The 21,041-nt window shown below is 42.7% G+C and carries 13 protein-coding genes; 5 read left to right on the plus strand and 8 right to left on the minus strand.

What is annotated here, in order from left to right; all coding sequences use genetic code 11:
• Positions 1–259 precede the first annotated feature (259 nt).
• The 6 genes from ACEN2L_RS00555 to ACEN2L_RS00580 form a co-directional block, all read right to left on the minus strand.
• Positions 260–613, minus strand: coding sequence for a DUF4870 domain-containing protein (locus ACEN2L_RS00555; protein WP_441741163.1), 354 nt, complete (start codon positions 611–613; stop codon positions 260–262).
• 141 nt (positions 614–754) lie between these two features.
• Positions 755–2,368: a glycerol-3-phosphate dehydrogenase/oxidase gene (locus ACEN2L_RS00560; RefSeq protein ID WP_441741166.1), complete on the minus strand. Its 1,614-nt coding sequence runs from the start codon at positions 2,366–2,368 to the stop codon at positions 755–757.
• Positions 2,369–2,393: 25 nt separating this feature from the next.
• Positions 2,394–3,860, minus strand: coding sequence for an SLC5 family protein (locus ACEN2L_RS00565; protein ID WP_306020939.1), 1,467 nt, complete (start codon positions 3,858–3,860; stop codon positions 2,394–2,396).
• A 2-nt stretch (positions 3,861–3,862) separates the two neighbouring features.
• Positions 3,863–4,612 (minus strand): SapC family protein, encoded by a 750-nt coding sequence (locus ACEN2L_RS00570; protein WP_441741169.1) that lies wholly within the window; start codon positions 4,610–4,612, stop codon positions 3,863–3,865.
• 22 nt (positions 4,613–4,634) lie between these two features.
• A complete protein-coding gene (locus ACEN2L_RS00575) occupies positions 4,635–6,176 on the minus strand; it encodes a tryptophan halogenase family protein (protein WP_441741171.1) in 1,542 nt (513 codons plus the stop codon).
• A gap of 83 nt (positions 6,177–6,259) precedes the next feature.
• Positions 6,260–9,100, minus strand: a complete 2,841-nt coding sequence (locus ACEN2L_RS00580; RefSeq protein ID WP_441741174.1) for a TonB-dependent receptor — start codon at positions 9,098–9,100, stop codon at positions 6,260–6,262.
• 617 nt (positions 9,101–9,717) lie between these two features.
• Here ACEN2L_RS00580 and ACEN2L_RS00585 point away from each other — a divergent pair.
• The 3 genes from ACEN2L_RS00585 (at position 9,718) to ACEN2L_RS00595 (ending at position 14,226) form a co-directional block, all read left to right on the plus strand.
• Entirely contained in the window at positions 9,718–10,476 is a 759-nt protein-coding gene (locus tag ACEN2L_RS00585; protein WP_306020944.1) for a DeoR/GlpR family transcriptional regulator, read from the plus strand.
• 205 nt (positions 10,477–10,681) lie between these two features.
• Entirely contained in the window at positions 10,682–12,838 is a 2,157-nt protein-coding gene (locus ACEN2L_RS00590; RefSeq protein WP_441741177.1) for an alpha-galactosidase, read from the plus strand.
• Between the two features lie 185 nt (positions 12,839–13,023).
• Positions 13,024–14,226, plus strand: coding sequence for a dipeptidase (locus tag ACEN2L_RS00595; protein WP_441741179.1), 1,203 nt, complete (start codon positions 13,024–13,026; stop codon positions 14,224–14,226).
• 75 nt (positions 14,227–14,301) lie between these two features.
• Here ACEN2L_RS00595 and ACEN2L_RS00600 read toward each other — a convergent pair whose 3' ends face one another.
• Both ACEN2L_RS00600 and ACEN2L_RS00605 read right to left on the minus strand, forming a co-directional pair.
• Positions 14,302–17,412 carry an efflux RND transporter permease subunit gene (locus tag ACEN2L_RS00600; RefSeq protein ID WP_306020946.1) on the minus strand — a complete coding sequence of 1,037 codons (3,111 nt, stop codon included), beginning with the start codon at positions 17,410–17,412 and terminating at the stop codon, positions 14,302–14,304.
• 3 nt (positions 17,413–17,415) lie between these two features.
• A complete protein-coding gene (locus tag ACEN2L_RS00605; RefSeq protein WP_441741183.1) occupies positions 17,416–18,480 on the minus strand; it encodes an efflux RND transporter periplasmic adaptor subunit in 1,065 nt (354 codons plus the stop codon).
• Positions 18,481–18,612: 132 nt separating this feature from the next.
• On the opposite strand from ACEN2L_RS00605, the gene ACEN2L_RS00610 reads away from it, so the two are divergent.
• A complete protein-coding gene (locus tag ACEN2L_RS00610) occupies positions 18,613–19,113 on the plus strand; it encodes a hypothetical protein (RefSeq protein ID WP_441741186.1) in 501 nt (166 codons plus the stop codon).
• A gap of 142 nt (positions 19,114–19,255) precedes the next feature.
• Positions 19,256–21,016, plus strand: coding sequence for an acyl-CoA dehydrogenase family protein (locus ACEN2L_RS00615; RefSeq protein WP_441741189.1), 1,761 nt, complete (start codon positions 19,256–19,258; stop codon positions 21,014–21,016).
• Positions 21,017–21,041: the final 25 nt, after the last annotated feature.

A 21,041-nucleotide genomic window follows, 5' to 3' on the forward strand; every position in this document is an offset into this window, starting at 1 on the left:
AATCTGCAAGAGGACAAACCTAGCAAAAACGGCCAAAAGTATCTTATATTTGCCGGCTTTTGTCACCCCAAGCTTACAGCTTATTTACATACGCCACATGACGTTGCAATTCATAATTAAATTCAGTAATAAAAACAAAACCTTAGTTAGGTTAAACGAATGAACTTTTAGAGAGTAATACGTGATATAAACGAGGTGCGTGTAGCAACTGAGCAAAATGAGGCGCTGAATTTATCTATTCAACACCTCTTTTATCAGCCTATTTGATTAAGCGTATTGCGAAGGGCGTTAAATAATATTCCCCGTTAGAGGCTTTTATTGCGCCTAAAACACAAAAAATTAAATGGCACAAACCAAGTACGGGAAACAACAACGCGCCAATTAATATGATAGTTAAAATAAAACAGATAAAGTAACCAATAGCAGCCGTGATACACCAATTCAATGCTTCTTTGGCATGACCACAAATAAACGCATCGTCTTTTTTAACCAGATACATCACTAGCCCAGGAATAAAGCCAAAAAATATCGTACCTATCCAAGTCAGTAGTGCTAAATTTTTTGAATCTTGATCAACGACGACCCTTGAAACCTCATTTTCAAAATCACTCATAGGAACTCCTTTTTATTAAGCCTTGTTGTTTTGCTTCCCTTTCAGTTTGAATGACGCTGAAGCGGTAATCAACACTGATGATTGAATCTAAAACGAAACCCTCACCAGTGCAATAGCGCAGCAATAAACATGAGCCGCGCCTTATGGGGCAGAGATACTGTCTTTATACTCTTGCAACTTGGCCTTTGCCTCATTGCCAAACAGAATTTCACAGGCTTCAACTAAACCAGGCGCCCCCAAGATATCTTCATCTCGAACCACCAAAGAGATTTTCGAACGCCGGCGTAGAAAGTCTTCTAGTTTAGTCACCATTTCTCGCTCAGCAGCATGCTCTATTTCAACTCTTAGGTATTCTGACTTTTCGATAAGTAGCTCTGCTTTTTCAGGGTTCTCACGAATTTTTTCTAACATGTTAATGGCATTGCGTCCATAACGTCGCCAGAATCGAGAGGTCAAAGGCTCTGAAGAGGTAGCCGGCGTCAAATTATCAAACCCCATCAACTTAGCACGATGGAAAAACTCATCTCTTACTGTGTCGTCGGGCTCGCCATACCATTTGTAATGATTGTAGGGTAAAGACACCCCAAACTTCTCAACGATAGCGGCTACTTCATCACCGACGTTGATACAATCTGTCAACTTTCCACCAAAAATAGACATGTAGTTGTGTTCATCATGAGTATCAATGGCGTGTTTTCGAGACAGTTGAACCCAATCGGCCTTGCCTCCAGAACCTTTTATCGCTAAGGGACGCACACCACAACGTTCAGAAATAATATCGTCTTTGGTCAAAGGTTTTTCAAGAGCCAATAATTTGTTGACGTTGTCCAATACAAACTGCCTGTCTTTTTCCGTGACATGGGTTATGGGGCTTTCAACTTGGGTATCAGTGGTACCAATACAGGTTTTAGGCCCCATAGGGATAACAAAAAACAAGCGGCCATCATCAGCAAAGAAGGTTAACACTTTATTGCTTGGCGTAATGCGATCCACAATAAGATGAATCCCTTTCGAGAAAACATGATGATGTTCAGTCTTCTCATTGTTGACCACATTTAAGGGATCAACAAAAGGGCCAGCGGCATTAATTAACACCTTAGAGCGAACTTCAAACTCTTGACCCGAGATACAATCTTTCGCTTTTGTATGCCAAATACCTTCAGAACGCTTAGAGCCAAGTGATTCAACATAATTGGCCGCGATACAGCCGTAACTCATGCTTGAGCGGATGAAGTTAAATACAAATCGCGCATCGTTGTCGTATAGGTATGCGTCTGAATATTCAAAGCCCCCAGCAACATTTTGAGTATTAACCACACTCTCCATTGACTTGATTTTATCACCGGATAAGTAACTCGGCATTTTGGTAAAAAAGCGCCCCATCACCCAGTAAAGTAAGGTACCCATGTAAATAAACAGCGGAGGAAAACGAAAGCCTTTTTGAATACTGGTCAAAAAGCGAATTTCTTTAACCGTTGAGGGATAACTGCGCATTAAGTGGTTACGGCTCTTGCACAATTTGTTGACCAAACCGTATTCATAACTTTCTAAGTACTTAATACCACCCCACGCTAAATTAGATGAATTAGAGCTAGTGAAACCGGCAAAATCACCTTTATCAATTAAAGCAACCTTTACCCCCTTCGCAGCCAGTGCTGCAGCAGACACAGCCCCATTAATTCCGCCACCTACAATCAGGACGTCGTAGGTTCCTTGGGGCAATTTACTAATATTACTTTTTCTTAAGTTGCTCATTGCGTTTCCGATACTATTCCAACAATTACTCTTTACCCACTAATTCCATTCCATCGTTGCTACCCCACGCAAACTTAGCGCGTTGGCCAAAGACGAATCTATTAATGAATAGTGCAAAACTAATACAAGAGATCAACGTAACAGGCATCAAATGTATATAGTGCCAAGACGAATGTAAGGGTGAGAATTCAAAGGTCAAAGAGCCATACATCAATACGCCAAAAATAACTGCCGCAATGCCCGCTCTTGCATCAACATCTTTAAAGACCAAGCCCACCACAAAAATCGACAATATTGGCATACTCAGTAGACCATTAAGTTGTTGCAGTAAATTGATGATGCTGTCTGCTTGTTGATATATCGGCACTAACACTAATGAAAATATCGTTAACAATGCCGTTACCCAACCACTTAAACGCGCCACATTAGGGCTCTTATTAAAGTAAGCTTCATGAATATCACACACATACAAAGCTGTAGCAGAATTTAACAAGCTGTTGTAGGTAGATAACACGGCCGCCGCCATAGCGGCAGCAAATACACCGGTTAACCAAAGAGGCATCACGTCTCCCACAATACGTCCATAGGCGGCATCACCGATATCACCGTATAACTTAAAGGAGATAATGCCAGGCAACACAATGATGGCCGGAACGATTAAGATACGGATAACCGCAGCTGCATATACGCCTTTCTGCGCTTCTTTAACATTGGGCGCAGCCATGGCTCTTTGCGTAATGGTTTGGTTGGTTCCCCAGTAGTACATCTGAATAAAGATCATACCGGTTAACAGGGTTTGCCAAGGTAAGGGTGAGTCTTCATCACCAATTAAGGTCAAACGATCCGCAGGGATGCCACTAAAGTCGAAATCAATGGCGTATAAAGAGAGAAACACCACCAAAATAGCCATAGTAAGTAGCAATACACCAGAATAGGTATCTGACACTGCAACTGCACGTAAACCACCAAAGATAGCGTAAATAGCACCTAGGGCAGCAAAGGCAATTGCGATATACATGAGTGGGATATCAACATTGAACATGGTTTGCATAAATAATGAACCGGAATAGATAACCGCTGGCATATAAATCAATGCATTACCTAAGAAAAACAACATACCAATAACCGCGCGGATATGTTTGTTGTTGTAACGTTTTTCTAATAATTCTGTGGTGGTAGTACAGTTATATTTGTAGTAAATCGGAATAAATACTTTAGCTAAAATAATCAAACCAATGACGGCCGCAAACTCCCACCAAGCTAACAAAGCCATCTGATTACCATTCATACCAACAAGCTGATCCGTACTCAAATTGGTCAGGGTGATAGAGCCCGCAACAAATACCCAGGTTAATCCGCCACCCGCTAAAAAGTATTCTTTGTTTTGGCTTTGTTTACTGTGCCCATGGCCACGACATTTTAAGTAGGTTAATAAACCAATAAAGGCCGTCACTGCGCCAAAGACTAAAGCTTGAATCATATTCTCTGACATTTTTATTCCTCTGCAGCAACGCGCATTTGCACGCCTAAAATAGTATTTTCTGAACGATGATTGTGTTGCTTAATCAGGCGATTTACCTGAATAAGGGAGGACAAAATGGCGTGAATGGGAAGCAAAAAGTTTTGCGTATTAAGCTCCACTACTTGTGCTTCTGGAAGCTGACGCAAGGTCTCTTCATCAACGGTATAAATACCTTTAACGCGTGTTTTTTTACCATCACCGAATTCTATAGCCAACTCGATTTCTTTCAGCAGATTTAAGGCGAGTAACTTCTGGGTAAATTGATGGGTCAATTGTTCTTGCTGATAGTATTCGCCCATCTTATTTTGTACTTGTTGCAAAAATTGGCTTGCTTCGCCATTTTGAAAAAGCGCCACGCCCTCTGATTGACTTACGTAATCACTTTGCTCATCAATATAAATGGTTAATGTTTTCTCTTTTGCAGGATCAGCTCCTAACTCAAAAGGTTGGCGTAAATAGGCTGAAGGCACATGCACCGCTAACCATTCTTGTTCGGTAAAAAATACATTTTCACCCGCCAGTAAACTCAATAAGGCAACAGCCCGAAACTGGCCCTGAGTTGGCTCTTTCATATAAACAACTGGAAAACTACTTGCAGCCGCACCAAACTCATGCACGACTAATGACGCGTGATGCTGGTGTTTCGAAAAGGCAAAATTGCTGTGTGGTTTTATTTTTATATCCTGATGGGTAGCAGGATCAAGTAGTACATAGTTAGACATGTTTATCTCTCGTCAGAGGGTATTAAAGTTTCGAAAAACCTAAGGTGTTTACTTTATTGATAAGCTCTCTGTGTGTAGGCAGGGTGTATCTCAGTTGTTCGATACGCTTTTGCGTCATCTGCAATTGTTTTTTAGCCAACTCACTTTGCTTATAGATATGTTTCATCTGACTAAAATCAGACTTAAAACCCACTCCATACAGAATATATTGATAACTTGCAGCGCTAAATGCTTCCATGCTATCGGTAAAATCATATTCATTGGGTGAGCGGTAACGCCACAGAGCAAGAAGCTCTTTTAAGGACTCAGGTATGCTGTGACTTTGGCGATGTTGCAACCAAAAAGGTTCTGTGCGCTCACTTAAGGCATAATGCAACTTAAGAAAATCAATCACCCCACGCCACTTTTTCAACATCATGGTGTTAAAGCGTTTTGCCACTAATGGCATTAATGCGGTATTGGCGGGCAGTTGATCAGCAATAAAGTTAGCTGACGTTTCAATCAACATTAAGGCAGACGCTTCAAGAGGCTCTAAAAATCCAGCGGCTAATCCCACCGCTACGCAGTTGTTTTTCCAGAATACCTCGCGGTGCCCAGGTTTGAAGTTTATCTTCTTTGCATGCTCTACTGTTTCACAGCCAATGTACTGAGCCAGCGTTTTACGTGCTTTGTCTTCAGAGCAATGTTGGCTTGAATACACATAGCCTACTCCACGACGCTGCTGCAAACCGATATCCCAGATCCAGCCCGCTGTTTGGGCCGTTGCGATAGTATGACAAGCAATAGGATCATCAGCTTGGATATAAGGCACTTGAGTAGCTAATGCGGTATCAGCTAAAAACACATCGTCGCAGGGTACAAAAGGCACCTTTAATGTATCAGCCAATAAAACACTGCGCATGCCTGAGCAATCAACAAATAAATCCGCTTTTTGCATACCATGCTCTTTGGTTTGCAGCGCGTTAATGTCACCACTTGTATCTTGTTCGATGCGTTCAACCGTATCGCAAATATGCTCAACACCAAGCTGACTAACACAATGTTTACGTAGCAAGGTAATAAACTTAGCTGCATCGAGATGATAACCATAATTGGCAATCACTTCGTATTCTTTATTGGCAATTGTTTTTGGCGCAAGACCATGTTCGCAAAGGTATTGCTGAAAACTGACAGCTTCAGAGAATGAGCAAGTAGCATCAACCGCCGACTGCCAATAAGGCGCAGGATCGATTTTATTGAAGCCCTGCGGTTCGGTAAACGGGTGGTAATACACATCGTTATTTGCGGTGATCCAATTAACAAATTTACTGGCTTGTTTAAAGGTAGCGCCACATTCACGCATAAATTGTGTTTCAGAAATGCCCAATTGCGCTAGGGTTTTACGCATAGTTGGCCAAGTGCCCTCACCGACTCCCACCACAGAAATGTCAGGTGATTCGATGAGACTGACTTTGATGCCTTGTTCAGCTGAATGACTAGCGTGTTTTTTTGCAAGAATGCCTGCAGTTATCCACCCTGCCGTTCCACCACCAAGGACAATAATTCGTTTAATAACACCAGACAAAGTTTTTACCTTCAAATTGCTTGTTAAACTCCAAGCAAAAAAGGGGATGTAATCCCCTTTTTTAACTTACAAGCATAACCTTACTAGAATGAACCTCTAACACCAACTGCGTAGCGCGCACCTGAACGAACTTGCTCAGTGAAGTGACTAGCTAAACTACCATGCTTAGATGTGTACTCATCAGTAATATTGATACCTTCAAATACAACCGTAAAGTTTTCGTTAATGTCATAACTCGCACTTACGTCCCACTGGCCATAAGTATCAACATACTCAGGCTCACCGGTATCACCGTTACGTAAGGTTTGTAAGAATGACTCACGATTATTGAAGGCAACACGTGCTTGGAAGCCATCTTTTTCATAGAAACCGACCAAGTTTTGTGAATCACCAAGACCTTCTAATTGGAAGCCATCATCACTAGAGCTATTCACAATAGTTGCGTTGGCTTGAATACCAAAACCGCTTTCCCACGTGTGTGTCCAGGCCATTTCTAAGCCTTCAACTTGTGCGCTAGCACCGTTACGCGGACGGCTTACAGAAAAGTCAAAACTTCCGCTTGCAAGAGTGAATGCCTCAATCGCTGGGGTAATAGAGATAAAGCCCTCTACGTCCTTAATAAAGGCACCAATAGATATGGCACTTGCATCAGCGTAATACCACTCGTATGACACATCCCAGTTAGTCGATAGGAAAGGCGTTAAATAAGGGTTACCACCACTTGCTAGTAAAATATCAGGACGAGTCGTACCAATATTGGTCACTGGACGCATTGCTTCTAGTGTTGGACGGGTAATGGTTTCTGAATAACCAAAACGAACTAACATGTCTTCAGCAACTTCAAGTTTGGCGTTTACACTAGGCAATAAATTATCATAGGAATTTTTTAATGAAATCGGCACAGAAGCGCGTTGTCCGCTTGCATCCTCTAAGTACACTTGATCCAGAATCGTGCCATCATTAGGGTTTGCTTGGACATCAAGCAAAGTAGCCTGATTTCCTGAAGCAGTTGTATCCGTTTCGCTGTAACGAACGCCTACATTCACTGTCCATGGCATATCACCAAGATCACCTTGGAAAACAAAATCAGCGTAGGCTGACATGATTTCTTCTTCGATTTCAAAGCTGGTACCTAGCTCAACAGGGGTATAACCATCTAATGAACCAAACGCAGCAATATTATCAGCGGGGTTTTCTGGCACAAAATCAGCTTCAGCGTTGCCGTTAGCAATCCAAGCGGCTAAGGCATTTGCGTTACGCACAGGAGTTTGTGATGTAATAGCCGCGTCTGTTTCTAAAAACGAAAGATAATCATCGACATTGTAACCGAAGAAAGAAGATGGGATACCATCAAACCAACCATTTGGAGATACCAAATACGCTAAATCATCTGGCACGTCTAAACCGTAACCACAGTAAAAGCAGTTTGGTAGGCTTGGAGATTGAAATACCTTGGCTGATTTAGTCCGGTCTTGAGTGTAAACACCAAAACGTAGTTGAGTGAAGGTATCGCTGTCAGGTGTGTAAGTAAAATCTGCACGCATTTCAGTGATTTCATCAACACGCTCATCACCGCCACGCTCGACATAGTGAGCACGCAATTTACTTGAATCAGCTTGGCTGAACGGTCCGTCAATACCATCAGAAGAGAATGCTGGTAAGTCGCCACCGCCAGTGAAGTCATAAGTATAACCATTGGCATAGCCCATTACGGTAAATACGCGGCTTTGATCACCACTTAAATCTTCTGCTTTTGAAGTTGAGATGTCGACATCAACGTTTAATTGGTCAGTTAAATCCCAATCGGCGTTAAAGCCAAAGGCTTGAATTTTAACATTACGGTCTAAACCTTGTTGCACAAAGTCAGTTGCACCAGAACCTTGCCCCATTGGGTCGTCAAAGGCGTTGTGAGACCAATAAGTTACTGTTTCAGTTGACGGATCAACTTCAAAATCTCGGAAGTTGCCAGGTGTAAACCAGTTTGCATAGTTGCTTACTTGCGATTCAACTTCAAACTTTGAATAAATCCCATCAAAGGTGATGGTCAATTCATCGCTTGCTGCATATTGTACAACCAAAGTACCACTGGTACGAGTACGATCTTCTTCGTTTGAAGTTAAATCAAGGTTACGAGGAACCCACACGTTAAAGGCTTCTTTACCCGTGTTAGTTGCGGCATTAAAATCGTTAGTTTGAATACGGTCTACGCGGTAGAAACCACGGGTATCTGCTTGGTTAATTTGTGCATCACGCTTTTGTACCGACAAAGACGCTAATACACCTAATTTGTCGTCCATGAAGGTGTTGCTGACTAAACCAGAAAAAGCAGGAGTAGTGCTTTCAGACAAACTGTCATAAGTTGCTTTTACGCTGCCTACTGCTTTAAAGCCGTCAAGGTCGAAAGGCTTCGCAGTTTTTAAATTGATATATGAGCCGATTCCCCCTTCTTGGTTTGCTGCATTAGACGTTTTATAGATGTCTGCACCAGCAATTAATTCAGAAGCCAAAGTATCAAAGCTGAATTCACGACCTGCGCGCTCAGATGCCATTTGACGACCGTTAACGGTAACCAAGTTAAATTGTGGCCCGAAACCACGCACTGAGATCAATTGACCTTCACCACCACTGCGGTCGATAGCAACACCGGTAATACGTTGCAACGATTCAGCTACGTTTTGATCAGGAAACTTACCTAGATCCTCAGCAGCAATACCATCAGATACAATTAATGCTTCTTTTTTATCTGAAAAAGAACGCTTAAGACTGCTGATTAAACCACGTACTTCAATCACCTCTACATCATCTGCAGCTGGCTGGTTCACTTCTTGTGCCAAGGTCGCTCCTGAATATAAGGCAGTTGCGACTGCCATACCGAGAAGAGAACGCTTCGTAAAGTTTTCCATTTGTTTTGTTTTGTGTGTCATGTGTTTTCTCTTTGGTTGTAAAATTTAACGCATCCTAAATTTTCGATATTTATACAGCAATATTCACTTTCGCTCAATAACAATAACAAATGGTTTACAATAAATTGCGCTAATACCAAGCAAATAAAAATATAAGCAATTGATTTTAATAAAAATTAATGAATCAAGAGTCTTAACATGCAATTAACCCATCAACTTCACTCATTTTCGTTTACTTTCGAATATTTAAAAATACAACAATAATACTATTATTAGGATTATTACGACTAATCAATACTTTAGCACTGTTTTGCGGGGGCGTTTTCGTCTGAAAAAAGCGATGGGCACAATATAGACAGGGGACTGTAAAATATATTTCCAGTGCATTTTTTTAATTCCTTGAATCAAAGAATAGTCGTTGAGGGCATCAACGATTCAAACGCATAGGATTTATATTGCTTTTATAAAAAAATAGGTGGCTTTAGGTTTGTTTCATGCAAAAACGGGTAATCGCTTTACTTTCGCATTGACAATTAATTAACATACGAATTTTCGCAAATGAAAATATAATGATTAGTAGCTATCTAGCATCTCAAATGTAATACACTCTAGTTAATAATAAAAATAAGGCTGTCATAATGAACCAAACCCGTCGAAGTGAATTGATTGTTAGCTTAATTAAGCAGCGCGGCTTTATGTCAATAGATGATTTAGTTCAAGAGTGTGATGTAACGCCTCAAACCATAAGACGGGATCTAAACCAATTATCTGAAGCCGGCCTAATTAGCCGCTATCACGGCGGAGCTGGTATTAATGCCAGCTGGGAAAACACCCCCTACCAAGATAGAAAAACATACAATAAAGGGGTGAAAGAGCGTATTGCAGATGCCATTGCTAATATGATACCCGACGGTGCTTCGTTATTTATCAACATAGGTACCACGACTGAAATGGTGGCTTCTCGGCTGATCAATCACCGTAACCTGCATATCGTCACCAATAATATTCACGTTGCAACCTTGTTATCTGCCAAAGAAGATTTCAGTGTCATTATTGCTGCTGGTGAAGTGCGCTATCGCGATGGCGGTATTATTGGCGAGGCCACCTGTGACTTTATCAGCCAGTTTCAAATGGATTACGGCATTATAGGTATTAGTGGTATTAGTGCTGATGGCGCCTTACTTGACTTTGATTTTAGAGAAGTAAAGGTCTCTCAGGCGATTTTGAAAAATTCTCGTAAAGTTATTTTAGCGGCAGATGCCAGTAAATTTGATCGCTGCGCCATGGTCAAACAAGGTCATCTATCACAAGTAGACTACCTAGTGAGTGATGAGCTACCTCCCAATGATATACAAGATATTATCAAACAAAATGGCATTACCTTTATCAAAGCGTAGTTTCGGTATTGTTCGTTTGTGTTGACATATTTTCTTTTTAATTATCAAATGCGCGGCATTCATACATCACACTAATGCGCTTCTCATTACTGTTTGCAGATAAACCCGTAGCATAAAAGAAGAATGTATCTTGTGTCCTTGCTGAACATTAATGGCCTATAACAGTCACCGATTGGTAAGTTCATCCAACTAAGGTTAAATCAATATGGCGTTATCCTATTCATCATTACTTGTATTAACTGGCAGTAAATCGAGCGTGGTTATTGACTGCCAATTAGGCGCGCCACAAGTGGTGTATTGGCGTAAAAAACTCAATCAAGTCATATCGCCTAAAATGACGAGCCTATTGAGACAAAGACAAGAGGCACCAGCCTCTCCTATGAATGAGGTCCCTCTAACCTTAAGTCCTACTCAAGGTCAAGGCTTTACCGGCCATCCAGGATTGAGCGTATCAGGCAATGGTGACCAATGGTCACTGGCACCGACGATCAGAAATATCGTGCAGCACAACGACCATCACTACACCATTGTCAGTTTAGATATTGACCGACAAATCGAGCTAGAACACACGATAGTGCTTGATCCGGCGACCGATGTATTGAGCATAAGCAGTAAAGTATCAAACCTACACAAAAATCCAATCACCATTCATGCTTGTGCTGCGGCAACCTTGCCAATCGCTAGCCCATTTCGGCATATCATTGGTTTTGAAGGACATTGGGCTGGTGAATTTCATACTCACGAACAAGACTTGCACTTTGGCGCCTATGCTAGAGAAAATCGCCGAGGACGGACTTCCCACGATGCCTTCCCCGGCCTCATTATGCGTAGCAAGGCCACCACGGAATTAGTGGGCGAAGCCTTTGGTTTTCATCTGGGGTGGAGCGGTAATCACAAAATTTTAGCCGAAAAAATGGCTGATGGACGGGCTTATGTGCAGCTAGGCGAGTTATTGTTACCCGGCGAAATTCAACTACAGCATGGTGAGAGTTATAGCAGCCCTGTGTTGTATGCCTGTTATTCTGACCAAGGTTTGTCGGGCCTATCTCAACAATATCATCGTTATGTGCGCCAACACTTAATTCGCACCGAAGTAAAGAACAAACCTCGTCCCGTGCATTACAATACTTGGGAAGGTATTTATTTTAAACATGACATGACCACCCTGAAAGAGTTGGCCGAGCGGGCCAGTAATCTGGGCGCTGAACGTTTTGTATTGGATGATGGCTGGTTTACTGATAGAAATGACGACACCGCAGCCTTAGGTGATTGGTATGTGGATCACGCATTTTATCCCGATGGCCTCGGCCCGTTAATTGACCATGTAAAGGCCCAAGGCTTGGAATTTGGTTTATGGTTTGAACCTGAAATGGTTAACCCCAACAGCAACTTATTTCGGGCTCATCCTGACTGGGTACTCAGTTGTGAAGGTAATGCCCAATTGGGTTTTCGCAATCAGTTAGTGCTCGACCTCACCCGCACAGAAGTCTTTAACTATTTATTTGAGCGTTTAGATAGCTTGCTTAGCGAATATGACATTAGCTACGTAAAATGGGATATGAATCGGGATATTAATCACCCGGGTGATGCTAAGGGTAAACCAGCTATTCATCGTCAAACCCAAGCCTTTTACCAGTTGGTTGCGGCCTTAAAGGCCAATCATCCCAGTGTCGAAATTGAAAGTTGCGCTTCAGGTGGCGGCCGTGCAGATTTCGGCGTATTGGCACACACTGACCGGATTTGGACGTCTGATTCAAACGACGCTCTCGAGCGCTTAAAAATTCAAAAAGGCTTTTCTTATTTCTTTCCGCCTGAGCTAATGGGCTCACACGTGGGTCCCCGTGATTGCCACATCACTCATCGTCATCTGAGTATGGAAATGCGTGCTTCTGTTACCTTATTTGGTCATATGGGCATGGAAATGGATTTAAGAGAATTGACCGACAGTGAGCAAATAGAATTAAGGGCCATGACTGCCTTGTATAAACAGCATCGCAACTTAGTACACTCGGGCGACTTATTTCGATTAGAGCTGCCTGCCTACATGCACGGCCTTGGTATCGTCGCCGAAAACAAGTCTCATGCTTTATTTTCATATAGCCTTATAGAATGCCCCCCTTACACCTTGCCAGAACAATATTTGTTTGCAGGATTGAAAGCGGAAAACCACTATAAACTCGATGTCATTTGGCCGCTAAAGTTATCTGACAATTGGCCAAAATCTGCCTTATTTAATTTCAAAACTAACTTGCCTGATATTGACGGACAAGTATTTAGTGGTGAATTATTAATGCAATTAGGTTTGCAACTGCCCTTGCTTACCCCTCAAAGTAGTTTGATTTTTCAACTAACGGCAATGTGAGTCAGCGACTCAATTAAGCCTCAACCAAAAGCCCGATTTATCGGGCTTTTGTGTTTCTGCATGGCGAAAATTAATCCTATTCTGAGCACAAAAAGAGACAAAATAAGCTGTGCTCTGATACAGTAATACCGACAGAAAAATGCAGCAACAAACAAGCCGCAATCTATAAAAAAAGGAAAAACCACATGTTCAAATCTTCGTATTTGTATCTAGCAATGACCAGTGCCTTGCTATGTTCATCCGCCATTGCAGACACGGCTTACGTGGCGTCTGAAAAAGCCAAAAAATTAGCTTACGACAACATCCTGATTGATACCCACATTGACGTGCCTTACCGTTTAAATAAACACTGGGAAGATGTGACTCAAGCGACCGAGAAAGGCGATTTTGATTATCCGCGGGCCAAACAAGGCGGATTAAATGCCCCTTTTATGTCAATTTATGTGCCTGCTAGCTTAGACAGTTCACCCGAATCAACCGCCTTGGCAGATAAGCTCATTGATTACGTTGAGGCTATCGTAGGTCGTGCACCCGAAAAATTCGCCATTGCAAAATCCACTGCCGACGTAGAGCAGCAATTTAAGCAAGGTTTAATCTCATTACCCATGGGCATGGAAAATGGCTCGCCCATTCAAGGTAGCTTAGATAACCTCAAACATTTTTATGATCGCGGCATTCGTTACATCACCCTTGCTCACTCACAAAGTAACCATATTTCAGACTCGTCTTATGATATTCGCCGTCAATGGAAGGGACTCAGCCCTTTTGGTAAAGAGCTTGTGGTTGAAATGAACAAAATGGGGATTTTAGTGGATATTTCTCATGTATCCGATGATGCTTTTTATCAAGCAGTGGAAATTTCTAAGGTACCGCTTATTGCCTCTCACTCATCGTTAAGGGCGTTTACTCCCGGGTTTGAGCGCAACATGGATGACGACATGATTAAAGCCTTGGGTAAGAATGGCGGCGTAATTCAAATTAACTTTGGTTCAACCTTTGTCAGTAAAATGGCTCGCACTTGGAGTGATGCTTTTAGTAAAAAGCGTAAAGAAGTGGAAGAACAAGAAGGCGCAGACAGTGCCACCAGTCAAACCTTTGCTAAAACTTATGCTGAAAAAAATCCACTGCCTTTTGCCACACTTGAAACCGTATTAGATCATATTGACCACGTGGTAAAACTGATTGGTATCGATCATGTTGGTATTGGCTCTGATTATGATGGTGTAGGCGATACCTTACCTGTCGGCTTAAAAGATGTCTCGACCTATCCTAACTTAGTACAAGGTTTACTTGACCGCGGATACAGCGATGCCGACATTGTGAAAATTTTAAGCGGCAATTTATTGCGTGTATGGCGCGAAACGGAAGAATACGCGGCGGCTAACTAAAAGTTTACTGCTATGAAAAAGGGGCTGATGCATTTCATCAGCCCCTTTTTTTTACCTCGCTAAAACAGCTTGGTATTATTCCAATTCGCCCCGTTTATAGGGTACTTCAGCTTCTAATTTTTCAAGTCGATGACTTAACTCATTTGGCGAGCGAGTATTTTTAGCTAACCAGTAGTAAGCAGTAGGCACAATGTACAGGGTCATAAAAGCGGATAACAAAACACCAGCAAAAATAACCATACCAATTACCGTGCGACTTTCTGCTCCTGCGCCCGTGGCAAAGACTAGCGGCAAGGCACTAAACACGGTAGTAAAACCCGTCATCACAATTGGCCGTAAACGTTGAGTTGCCGCACGGCGCAACGCTTCTTCAAATTCAAAACCTGCATCACGTAACTGATTCGCAAATTCAACAATGAGTATGCCATTTTTCGCCGCTAAACCAATCAGCATCACGAGCCCTATTTGACTGTAAATATTCATGGTCATGCCTGCAAAATATAAGCCGATTAAGGCCCCAACTAGCGCCATAGGAACTGTGAGCATAATCACCAAAGGGTGGATCCAACTTTCAAATTGCGCCGCTAATACCAAATAAGTAATGGCCAGCGCTAAGGCAAAAATAAACAAAATTGAACTGCCTGATTCTTGATAAAGCTGCGACTCACCTTTGTAATCAATAGATACTTCACTGGGTAATTCAGTATTAACCACATTGCGCAAATACGCGAGTGCATCACCCACTGTATAACCATCGGCTAAATTGGCACTGATGGTAATACTGCGCATACGGTTGTAACGATTTAAAGTAGAGGATGTCGCCCGCTCTTCTACGCTAACCAAGTTATCCAGCGGAATTAAACGGTTGGTGGTAGACGAGCGCACATAAATATTTTCAATACTTTGCGGGCTACGATAATCTTCTTCTGCGCCTTCCATAATCACATAATATTCTTGCCCCCTGTCAAGAAAGGTAGAAACCCGTCGTTGTCCCAACATGGTTTCTAAGGTGCGTCCAATATCACTGAACGACACCCCAAGGTCGGCAGCACGGTCTTTGTCGATATTCACTAATAGCTGCGGCCACGTTTCTTTGTAGTCAGAATCCACTCGCACCAGCTTAGTGTTTTCTCGGGCTTTGTTGATCACGATATCGCGCCACGCGACCAAGTCTTCGTAAGTATTACCTTGTAATACAAATTGTACTGGCCGTCCTAAACCGCCTCCAGCAATCCCGCTGCGCATAATCGCAAAGGCTTGAATGTCTGGAATTTCTGATATCTCTGCACTGACTTCATCCATGACATCAAACGTAGAGCGCTGATCGTCACCGTGCATAGGCATACCAACAATCCCCACACCTGCAGAGCCGCCCCAACCGGGTGTTCTGACCAAAACCCGTTCTACTTCACCAGCGCTGAGATACTTCAGCAAGATACTTTCAATTTTTTTCACATTGGCTGAGTTAGACTCAAAACTTGCCCCTTCAGCGCTTTGCACTTGGATAAAGAAGTTACGTCTGTCTTCTTTCGGGACGAGCTCGCTGGGGATCAAATTCGCTAATTGATACAGCGCCGCAATACTGGTAACAACAAGTATCAGCATCCACCATTTTTGATGAATACTGCCTTGTAAACTCTGGTAATAGCGGTGTTCTACTTTTTTGAAGTTATGATCAACCCAATGTGAAAAACCGGAGGTACTGGTGCGTTTTTTCAAAAGTAACGAGCACAACATCGGTGATAAGGTGAGTGCCGTAACACTGGAAAACGCCACTGCGGCAGCAATTGCCAGAGCAAATTCAGTAAACAAGCGGCCAATATTTCCCTCCAAAAAAACTAAAGGTACAAAGACCGAAATCAGCACTAAGGTGGTAGCAATTACCGCAAACCCAACTTCTCGAGCGCCTCGATAAGCAGCTAATAAAGGGGGTTCACCCAATTCTATGCGCCGCGTGATATTTTCAAGTACCACGATGGCATCATCTACCACTAAACCGATAGCTAACACCAAGGCTAACAAGGTGAGTAAGTTAATAGAAAAACCTAAGGCGTACATCACGATAAACGCTGCCACTAATGACACAGGCACGGTCACCGCTGGGATCAAGGTGGCGCGAATATTACCTAAAAATACGTAGATAACTAACACCACCATCAGTACTGCGATAGCGAGGGTTTCATATACTTCGTTGATCGATGCCTCAATAAACACCGACGAATCATAACTGGGCACAATAAAAATGTTATCGGGTAAGGTGGCTTCAATTTCTTGAATGGCTTTTTTCGCTGCGCGCGCCACTTCAAGGGTATTGGCCTTTGATTGTTTAGAAATACCCAAACCAATCATATTGACACCGCCACCACGAAACTCTGCTTCGTCGTCTTCGGCGGCCAGTTCAACATGAGCGATTTCGCCTAATTTCACTAAGTAACCATCAGCATTGGCTTTAATGGTTAAATTGGCAAAATCATCCGGCGTCAAAAAGCTACGGGCAACCCTTACTTCAAAGTCACGGCTTACCGATTCCACTTCGCCCGCGGGTAACTCGACATTTTCAGAACGAATAACACTTTCTACGTCAGCAACGGTAATTTGACGAGCCGCCATCGCGTTACGATCAAGCCACACTTTAATTGCATAGCTGCGTCCGCCACCTAAACGAATATTGGCTACGCCTTCTGCCACTGATAAACGATCAACAATAAAACGGTCAGCGTAATCGGTCAGTTCAAGCACAGACAAGCTATCGCTGCGCAAGTTATACCAAACAATAACGTCTTCATCAGAGCCCGCTTTTGATACCTCTGGTGGCTCTGCTTGATCGGGCAGATTATTTAGTGCTCGGCTGACCCGCTCACGCACATCATTTGACGCCGCATCGATATCACGGGATAAATTAAACTCGATGGTAATAGAAGAACGACCGTTACGGCTGCTAGATGAAATATTCTTGATCCCTTCAATTCCGCTGATGCGATCTTCTAAGAGCTGAGTAATGCGGGTTTCAATAATAGACGCTGACGCACCAGGATAGTTAGTATTAATAGACACTATAGGGGGGTCGATATCGGGATATTCACGCAATGATAATAAGGTGATGGAAACAATCCCGAAGACAATCAGCAGTAAGTTAACAACGGAGGCAAAAACCGGACGTTTTACCGAAATATCTGAAAGTAACATGGTTTACTCTCCGTTATTACTAGTCGATAAAACCCGTACTTTTGAGCCATCTCGCAAGCGCAATGTACCCTCAACCACGACTTGATCACCTTCTTTTAAACCAGATTCAATTTGCACAAAACCAGGTTTACGTTTGCCTACCACTACTTCTTTGCGTACCACGGCACCATCAACCACCACAAATACAAATTGTTTATCTTCCACGGGCACTAAGGATTGTTCAGGTAACACTAATGTTTGTAATACAGTTTTTTGCAGCACAACTTGCATAAGCATGCCTGGGCGCAATTTTAAAGCTTGATTATTAATATTGGCGCGAATAGGGATTGAACGAGTTATGGGATCGACTCGTGATGCAATACTGGTAATTTTGCCCTCGAACAACTCACCAGGATACGCAACCGACGTTGCTCTAATCAATTGTCCAATAGCAACGGTAGGCAAGTGTGACTCAGAAATGCTGAAATCTAGCTTAACTACAGCAATATCATCTAAGGTGGTTACCATATCACCTGGTTTAAGCAAGGCGCCTAAACTCACTTGCCTGATACCGAGAACACCATCAAACGGCGCTCGAATTTCTAGTTCATTCAACTGTGAGGTAACGACGTCCATTTGCGCTTTTAGGGCTTTTACCTTCGCTTGTTGCTCGTCTAGTAATTGCTCGGATGCTGCGCTTTCTTTGGCTAGGTTAGTAATTCGGGTTAATTGGCGTTTTGCTTCTTGTAAGTTAATGTCTAACTCGTTTAAACGCGCTTTTTCTTCATTATCATTTAAGGTCAGTAACAACTGCCCACGTTTTACGATATCACCATCATCAAAATTAACACTTTGCACGGTATCGGTGGTTTGTGCCGTTAATGCGATAGATTCATTAGCCTTGGCGGTACCCAGTGCTTCGATAGTAATGGGAAATGGTTCTGTTTTGATCACATGAACGGTTACAGGAGTCAGTGACTGGCCTTTCGCTTCTTGTGTCTCTTCTTTTGGAAGATACAAATAAACCACTAAGCCTATGAATGCTACAGCCGCTATAAATAGAGGTGAGAACTTTAATCCTTTCAACATGTTTTACCTATAAAATGTGATAACAATTATCTAACGTTATTTATGTGTAGCCACTACACGTGAGCGTTGCTGATCCCAAACAACTCATAGGCTATAATCAGCCCCAACAAGCATCATGGGATACGCTTTTCTTTGTTTTTAAGATTATTTATTTTTTTACTAAGCATTCTATTACTCAGCGCCTGCGCTAAAGAGCAAGTGGCTGAGCCCATGTGCAGGATAGATAAAGACACACTACCAGCACCAGCCGCACCCGCAAGCTGCTTGATAACATCAAACACCTCAGTATTAGTACTTAAATTAAAAAACAAAAACGGATGGCAATTACCCACTGGTCATAAAAACAACAAGATGTCAGCACAATGCACTGCACATCAAGCCGTTTGGCAAAGCACTGGTTTAAACGTTGAAGTAAGACAACTTCTCGACATTGCCCCCGACAACAAACACATATACAGCTGCGCTTTATCCAATGGGTTTGACACCCTAACTCAAGATCTTCCTGTGCCCGACTGGGCCCATCGCAAGGTGGTCAATATTAGTTTTGCTGATCCTAATTTGACTCCAGAATCTCAATGGTCAGAAAAAAGTGATCTAATATTGATCAGAAGCCTATTCAATAAGGGTCAATAGGATCGCGCTTTTGCGATTGAAGCATAACCTGTGTGAATACAAGTATCACCTTAACTTATACCAAATATTCGTTACTTTACCGCAAGTTAACTATAAAATCGGCTATACTGGTCGGAGTAGTTAACAAACAAAGAGTATATTTATGCCGCAATATCATGCCCCATTAACTGACATGCAATTTTTACTGCATGATTGGATGAACATATGCGACCACTATCAGGCGCTAGGTCAGCAAGATTTTGATCAAGAACTGGTCAACGAAATCCTCAATCAAGGCGCCAAATTTGCTGAAGAAGTGATTGCTCCTCTCAATCGCGAAGGCGATGAGCAAAGCAGTAAATTACAAGACGGCAACGTAAGCACTCCACATGGTTTTGCCGCTGCCTATCAGGATTACATCGCCAATGGCTGGAATGCCATGCTAGGCAGCGCTGACTACGACGGGCAAGATCTGCCTAACTCCATGGCGATTCCGGTACACGAAATGCTCAACTCAGCTAATTTAAGTTGGCGCTTGATTTGTATGCTCACCGAAAGTGCGGTCTTAGCTGTTACCAAACACGGTAGCGATACTCTAAAACAAAAATACCTGCGTCAGCTAATTAGTGGTGAATGGACCGGCACCATGTGCCTAACTGAACCTCATGCGGGTACTGATTTAAGTCTGCTCAGCAGCAAAGCCGAACCTAATGAAGATGGCAGCTACAATATATCGGGCAGCAAAATCTTTATCTCTGGTGGTGATCAAGACTGGAGCAGTAATATATGTCACTTGGTACTAGCTCGTTTACCTGATGCCCCCGAAGGCGTTAAAGGTATTAGCCTATTTTTGGTACCTAAATTTTTAGTGGATGATAATGGCCAGTTAGGTGAGCGTAATACCCTATCGGTAGGCAGTATTGAAAAGAAAATGGGTATTAAAGCTTGCCCTACCTGTGTAATGAATTTTGACGGAGCAAAAGGTTGGTTAGTCGGCAGTGAGCATAAAGGCTTAGCCTGCATGTTCACCATGATGAACGATGCCCGTTTTCAAGTTGGGCTACAAGGTTTGGGCGTAGCTGAAGCATCTTTTCAAGGTGCATTAGCCTATGCCCGTGAACGCTTGCAATCGCGCGCCCCTGATGGCGCTGCAGAGCCTAGCAAAAAAGCCGATAGCATCATGTTTCAACCTGATGTGCGCAGAATGTTATTAACCCAAAAAGCCCTTACCGAAGGCTCCCGCGCTTTAGCTTATCTCTATGCTCAACAAATGGATATCGAGAAGTTTGGCAATGAAGAACACAAGCATGAAGCCGCCAAAGTCATCGCGTTTTTAACGCCTATTTGTAAAGGTTTCATGACCGACATGGGTACCGACGTCAGTAGCCTTGGTATTCAGGTCTACGGTGGCCACGGTTATATTCGCGAATGGGGTATGGAGCAATTGATGCGCGACAGCCGTATTGCCCAGCTTTATGAAGGCACCAACGGTATTCAAGCCGCTGACCTGATCTCACGCAAACTTGCTCGAGACAAAGGTGTAATGCTAAAAGCCACTTACAGGGTATTCGCCAAATTGGTTGATGCTATTCAAGCACCTCACGCACAATCACAAGCGCAAGCCATACTAACGGAATGGCTGACCACTTCAGAGCAGTTATTAGCGTTAAATACGGTTGATTTAGCTGGAACAGCTTATGATTACATGAATTACAGCGCATATGCCTTGTTAGGCGTGTTATGGCTAAGTATGGCAGACAGTGCCGAACGGTCGAGCAATGAAAGTATTAAACAGGGTAAAAACAATACTTGCGCTTTTTACATCAAGCGTTTGTTACCCCGCAAAGACAGTTATAAAACTAACTTGTTTAACGGTGCTGATGACTTGTTAGCCCCAGCTGACAACGAGTTTGATTACCAATAGTCACAATTTACTTATACTTGTAGCT

Source organism: Flavobacterium sp. W21_SRS_FM6, assembly GCF_052119645.1.
Lineage (GTDB): Bacteria > Pseudomonadota > Gammaproteobacteria > Enterobacterales > Alteromonadaceae > Paraglaciecola.